The sequence below is a fragment of the Chloroflexota bacterium genome (assembly GCA_034717495.1).
Classification (GTDB): domain Bacteria; phylum Chloroflexota; class Anaerolineae; order JAAEKA01; family JAAEKA01; genus JAYELL01.
Genome location: JAYELL010000075.1, coordinates 1 through 5,864, shown reverse-complemented (window position 1 = coordinate 5,864; position 5,864 = coordinate 1). Strand labels below are relative to the sequence as shown.

The following is a 5,864-nucleotide window of genomic DNA, read 5'->3' as shown; positions in this document are numbered from 1 at the left end:
GCGTACCGGGAGGTAAGACCACGAAGCGCGAAGGGCGCGAAGGGTGCGGAGGTTTGGACCACGAAGGCACGGAGGTGCGCGCGCCAGCGGGCGTACCGGGAGGTAAGAACAGGAAGCGCGAAGGGTGCGGAGGTTTGGACCACGAAGGCGCGGAGGTTTGGACCACGAAGGCACGGAGGTGCGCGCGCCAGCGGGCGTACCGGGAGGTAAGAACAGGAAGCGCGAAGGGTGAGGAGACGCAAAGTCACTCTGTCGCCCCATCCCTACCTAGCTCTCGCACCGCCTGCTACCTCACGGATCGGCTGCTGCCGTGGCGTGCTGGCGGGGTCGCCGTGTCGCCGCGTCCCCCCACCTGGAGCCGACTCGGTGTAATTCAGGCGTTCGTGAATGGCCCCGCGCTGATAGACCTCTCCGACGGGCATCCCTGGGCAGTTTGCGCCAGGATTCCTGACAGCGATAACAGCGAAAGATGACGGAGTCCCCATGAAGTCACTTGAGGGAAAAGTTGCCATTGTAACTGGAGCGGGTCGCGGCATAGGCCGTAGTATCGCGCTGACGCTGGCTGGCGCGGGCGTTCATCTGGCCCTTGCGTCCAGGACCGCGGCCGAGCTTCAGGCTGTCCGGGAGGAAATCGAGACCGGTGGCGGAATGGCTGCCTGCTTTGCAACGGATATCAGCCAGGAGGATCAGGTAATGCGCCTGATATCCGGTGTCATGGAGGGTTTCGGGCGGATCGACATCGTGGTCAACAACGCGGCCATTGGGACCTTTGGTCCCCTCGAATCGACGACTACCGAAGATTGGGATCGGGTGATGGCGGTCAATGCCCGCGGCACCTTCCTGGTCTGCCGGGAGGCGATTCCTTATTTGCGCCGCCAGGAGGGGTCGTTCATCATCAACATCAATTCGGCGGTGGGACACAAGGGCTATCCGAACCAGTCGGTCTACAGCGCCTCGAAGCATGCCGTCATGGGGTTCTCCAAGGCCCTGGCGCAGGAGGTTCAGGGGGATGGCATCCGTGTCCACACGATTTCACCCGGCGGCGTTGATACCGGACTGATCGGGGATGCCAGACCAGACCTTGACCGCTCGGTGCTCATGCAGCCCCAGGATATCGCCGACATCGTGCTGTTCCTGGTAACACGAAAGGGCAACGCGGTGATCGACGACATCCGGGTTCGGCGAGCGGCCTCGAAGCCCTGGGGATAGCGCGTGAGCCGTACCGACCGTCGACCACCGAACCTGGTAACCCGTGACCAGTAATCGGTAATCCGATCCAGAACCGTGTCGAATCCCATCGGATTACCGAATACCGCTTCAGGTCATCCGTGACCGGTAATCGGTAATCCGATCCGGAACCGCGTCGAAACCGATCGGATCACCGAATACCGAACACCGAACACCGGAAGGGTAATCCGATCCGGAACCGTGTCGAAACCGATCGGATCACCGAATACCGAACACCGAACACCGGAAGGGTAATCCGATCCGGAACCGCGTCGAAACCGATCGGATCACCGAATACCGGAAGGGTAATCCGATCCGGAACCGTGTCGAAACCGATCGGATCACCGAATACCGAACACCGAACACCGGAAGGGTAATCCGATCCGGAACCGTGTCGAAACCCATCCGACCGCCGATCACTGTCCGTCGTCCCACCGTTCATTGAGCGAGAAAGTGCGGGGTAGAGTCACGATAAAGGGACATTCCTGCAGGCCGGAGCAGGAGGTCCCACAAGAGCTGCCGGCGCACATCGCCGGTTGCGCAGGGCCAGGCGCCTGGTCATCCTTGATGCGCCCTTTCCGCACCCAGTAGGCGATCATGCCATCCAGGGCGCTCCGGTCCACACCCAGCTTGCGGGTCAATTCGGTCAGGTTCACCGGGCCCTGGGCCGTTTCAAATTCTAGCAATAACTGGCGTAGCATGCTTATCTCACCCCAATCCCAGCAGAATGCCGCCCTGGAAGACCAGGAAGGCGATCGCCCAGGCTAAGACAAACTGGCCGATGACGCTGGTCAACATCCACCTGGCGCCGAACTCGTGGCGCGCCGCGGCCACGGCTACCATGCACGGCGTGTAGAGCAGCACAAATATCATGAATGAGAGCCCGGCCAAGGCCGCGTGTCCGCCGCTGCTGCGGGCGAAATCGAAGTGAATGGCCTGCATCAGGGCTGTTGGCTCCTCCTCCACCTCCTCGCCGAATAGATCGATACCGACGATCAAGGGGATCGACTTGACGGTGTCAATGGTGGCCTGGACGAAGCTGGTAATGATCTCGCCCACGTCCTGGAGGAAGGTAGTCGGCTCAGGGGGCTCTTCCGGCAGCTCTGCGCCGTATACCTGGGACATGGTGCTGATGACCACCTCCTTGGCCACAAAGCCGGTGATCAGCGAACTGCTGGCCTGCCAGCTATCGTAGCCGAGAGGCGCGAAGATGGGGGCAACGGCGCTGGAGACGGTGGCGAAGAGACTGTCGCTGACGTCGGCGTCGCCAAAACCTCCGTCGCCGGACACGGGGATAGCCATCAATATCCACAGCACGATGGCGACTGCCAGGATGATGGTCCACGCCTTGCGAATGAATGAGCCGGTGCGCTGCCACATGCTCCTCCAGATGCCCTTGACCGTCGGCATTCGGTAGGGCGGCAACTCCATGACGAAGGGAGTCTGTCCCGCGGATTTGAAAAGGCTGTTTTTCAGCACGACACCCAACACAATGGCTACCACAATGCCGATGAGGTACGCCAAATGCGCTCCTCTCATCCTTCACGCACACCGCGGATCTTGTTACAAGTGCTCAGGACGGTCATCCTCACCGGCCTGAAAAATCCTCGGGGCATCGCCATAGGTCAGGCCGGTGAACTGTTTGTTGCAGAAGCAGGCACAGGCCTGGATGCCGTCGATGACTTTATCGAACGAGGAAATAATCAATGACTTTAGCACCAACACCTGACATCCTGATGATTGGCCATGTCACCAGGGATAAGTTGGTAATCAATGGCCAGGAAGGGATAGGCACAGGGGGGGCGTGTACTACGGCAGTATTCCCCTGCAACGCATTGGCGTGCGCACGGCTGTTGTGACGCGCTTGCATCCCGACGATGGCGAACTCCTCGACGACATGAAGGCTGAAGGCGTGCAGGTTTACGGGGTGGCGGCAGAAGAAACCTGCGTGATGGAAAACATCTACCCCACCGCCGACCAGGAGCGGCGCATTTGTCGAGCTATCGGTTTTGCCGGCTCCTACCAGCTTCAGGATATTCCAGATGTACCCGCTCGCGTCATCCTCATTACGCCTCTGGCTGCCGGCGAGGTGGATATTCCACTGCTCAAAGCGCTTGCTCGGCGGGGCCCGGTGGCGCTGGACGTGCAGGGCTTTGTGCGCGTCCGTGAAGATGAACCGGAATCCGCCGCGGGGCAGGCTATGGTCTTTCGGGATTGGGCCGAGAAGGAGGAGGGACTACGACATGTGACCTATCTCAAGCTGGATCGTGCTGAAGGTGAGGTGTTGACCGGCCAGACCGATCGTTACACAACCTTGAGAGCGATGGCTGAGCTGGGGCCGAGCGAGGTGGTGCTGACCTATGACGGCGCCGTGCTCGTGTATGCAGAGGGGCAATTCTATGAGGCGCCCATCACACCCAAGGTGAAAAGCGGGCGGACGGGACGGGGCGATACTTGTTTCGCCACATATGAAGGCCGTCGTCTCAGCACACCACCGCAGGAGGCCACGCGTTTTGCCGCGGCGCTTACCTGTCTCAAGCTAGAGAAGAGCGGCCCGTTCCGGGGAAATACCCCCGAAGTTGAAGCGAGAATGAAACCATAGTAAATGCAGACATCGAAGAAGTTCTCGCCTAACGTTCTCCACTCTATGGCTTTCAGTTCTTCGGGATCGAGGTTGATCCGAAGCCGCCATTACTCATGTCCCGACAACGATTCCGCCATCCACCCGCAACACCTCCCCCGAGATGAAGCTGGCTTCGTCCGATGCCAGGAAGAGATAGGCATTGGCGATGTCGCGTGTTTCGCCCATCCGGCCCAGCGGCGCACGGGCGGCCATGCTCTCAAGGATCTTGGGTGGCATCTGCCGGACCATCTCGGTGAGGGTGAATCCGGGCGCGACGGCGTTGACCCGGATGCCATAACGGCCCAATTCCCGGGCCCATACCTTGGTCATGCCGATCACGGCTGACTTGGTAGCCACATAGTTGGTCTGGCCGAAGTTACCGTCCAGTCCCACGATGCTGCTGGCATTGAGAATGACGCCGCCACCCTGTTCGATCATCACCGGCGCAACCGCCTGCGCGCAGTTGAAGACACCTTTGAGATTGACAGCGATCACCAGGTCGAAATCGGCTTCCGGCATCTGCCTGGCCAGCTGGCCATCTTTCCATTTGACCAACTGGTTATCCCGCAGCACGCCAGCGTTGTTGATCATGATATCGATACGGCCGAACTTTTCGACGACGGCATCAATCCAGCGCTGGACATCCTGCCGATCGGCCACATTGACCGAAAAAAAGGTGATACCCAACTCATCGGCCGTGGCCTGGCCCGCCTCCTCATTGACGTCACAGATCACGACCGTAGCGCTCTCTTCCTTGAAACGGGCTGCGGTCGCCTTGCCGATGCCGGCGGCGCCACCGGTGATCAGGGCTACTCTGTCTTTTAGTCGCATGGGGGAAGTCCTTCTGATTTGGGATTGGCTTTGGTTTCTGATTGACAAGTCGGCGGAAAGAAGAAGCACCGATTCGGGACACGATCAATTCCTTCTCTGGATTTCAGTTGCCTGGTTAATGTTATTCTGATTGAGAGCCTTGATCAGCTAGTTGTAGCGAGTTGAGCGGACCTCGAATTTCCTCCTAACCTGGACAGTTGACCTCGCTAAGATCACCTCTTTGATCAACGTCTACGCGTAACGCCATCAAGTCCCTACCGTGACGTTACGGGCTACCGGCTGGCTCACTATCGGAGGAAGCGACGCCAGCATCGCTTGCCGGCGATGCATCGTCGGCGATTGTCGTTTCAGGAGCCGTGGCGGGTTCTTCGATCTCGACCTGGCACTGATTGGCGGGGATGTCGGGGCCGACAACCATCATAAGGGATTGCCTTGGGCTGCCTGGGGGTACGGGGCGGCCCAGTATGGTCCGGCCATCCATCAAGCCGTTGAGCAATGCTCCCCATGCCAGGGGACCGATCACGACAGCCGTCAGCCATTCGAAGAGACCGCCGGGAACGGGCAGGATCTGAAGCATTGTCAAAGCCAGGAAAAGCAACCAGGGTGGCGCACACAGGATCAAGAAGAGGCGAATAAACTCTCCCGCGCTGAGATTGGTGCCCAGGATGCCTTTAGTGTCTGTTTGGGTCATTGGGTGGACCTCCAGCCAGTCCGGGTAATGCGGAAGTTGCCTTATTGAACCACAGGAAGGCCGTTCGCGCAATGACGGGGGGCATACTTCGTTGTCATGGGGCGGGGGCGGAACGTGTTTTATCGCGCTCCATGCTACGCCCTTCCCGGGTTTGACAAGAAGGGCCGATGTGATAGAATCGAAGGGCTGGGCCGCTAGCTCAATTGGCAGAGCAAAGGACTTTTAATCCTTAGGTTACAGGTTCGATTCCTGTGCGGCTCACTTGATATACAACCTTCCGTGGCTCCCGCACGCAACGTCTCTACGGACCATTGGGGTTTATCCCATGATGACGCGTGGTCGAAAAATCGTCGCAGAGACGTTGCATCATAACGGGGATCGACAAACATGGGGGTGTCATATGCAACGTCTCTACGGACCGTTGGCGTTATTCCATGATGACGCGTGGCCGAAAAATCGTCGCAGAGACGTTGCAGCATAACGGGGATCGAC

Annotated in this window: 7 protein-coding genes and 1 tRNA gene; 3 read left to right on the top strand and 5 right to left on the bottom strand. The window is 59.2% G+C overall.

The features are described 5' to 3' along the window. The first annotated feature begins 483 nt into the window (after nt 1-483). Nucleotides 484-1,209, top strand: coding sequence for an SDR family oxidoreductase (locus U9R25_13925; GenBank protein ID MEA3337005.1), 726 nt, complete (start codon nt 484-486; stop codon nt 1,207-1,209). 434 nt (nt 1,210-1,643) lie between these two features. Here U9R25_13925 and U9R25_13920 read toward each other — a convergent pair whose 3' ends face one another. Genes U9R25_13920 through U9R25_13910 form a run of 3 tightly spaced genes read right to left on the bottom strand, consistent with a single transcriptional unit; the run spans nt 1,644 to nt 2,946 of the window. Beyond that, on the bottom strand, nt 1,644-1,928 hold the full coding sequence (locus tag U9R25_13920; protein ID MEA3337004.1) for a FeoC-like transcriptional regulator: 285 nt from the start codon (nt 1,926-1,928) through the stop codon (nt 1,644-1,646). Nucleotides 1,929-1,935: 7 nt separating this feature from the next. Further along, nucleotides 1,936-2,751: a nucleoside recognition domain-containing protein gene (locus tag U9R25_13915; GenBank protein ID MEA3337003.1), complete on the bottom strand. Its 816-nt coding sequence runs from the start codon at nt 2,749-2,751 to the stop codon at nt 1,936-1,938. 39 nt (nt 2,752-2,790) lie between these two features. Continuing rightward, nucleotides 2,791-2,946, bottom strand: a complete 156-nt coding sequence (locus U9R25_13910; GenBank protein MEA3337002.1) for a hypothetical protein — start codon at nt 2,944-2,946, stop codon at nt 2,791-2,793. A gap of 85 nt (nt 2,947-3,031) precedes the next feature. On the opposite strand from U9R25_13910, the gene U9R25_13905 reads away from it, so the two are divergent. Next, nucleotides 3,032-3,829 carry a hypothetical protein gene (locus U9R25_13905; protein ID MEA3337001.1) on the top strand — a complete coding sequence of 266 codons (798 nt, stop codon included), beginning with the start codon at nt 3,032-3,034 and terminating at the stop codon, nt 3,827-3,829. 93 nt (nt 3,830-3,922) lie between these two features. Here the strand turns inward: U9R25_13905 and U9R25_13900 are convergent, their stop codons facing one another. Next, nucleotides 3,923-4,681, bottom strand: coding sequence for a glucose 1-dehydrogenase (locus tag U9R25_13900; GenBank protein ID MEA3337000.1), 759 nt, complete (start codon nt 4,679-4,681; stop codon nt 3,923-3,925). A gap of 265 nt (nt 4,682-4,946) precedes the next feature. Further along, nucleotides 4,947-5,372, bottom strand: a complete 426-nt coding sequence (locus U9R25_13895; GenBank protein ID MEA3336999.1) for a hypothetical protein — start codon at nt 5,370-5,372, stop codon at nt 4,947-4,949. 188 nt (nt 5,373-5,560) lie between these two features. Here U9R25_13895 and U9R25_13890 point away from each other — a divergent pair. Next, nucleotides 5,561-5,633 (top strand) — tRNA-Lys (locus U9R25_13890). Nucleotides 5,634-5,864: the final 231 nt, after the last annotated feature.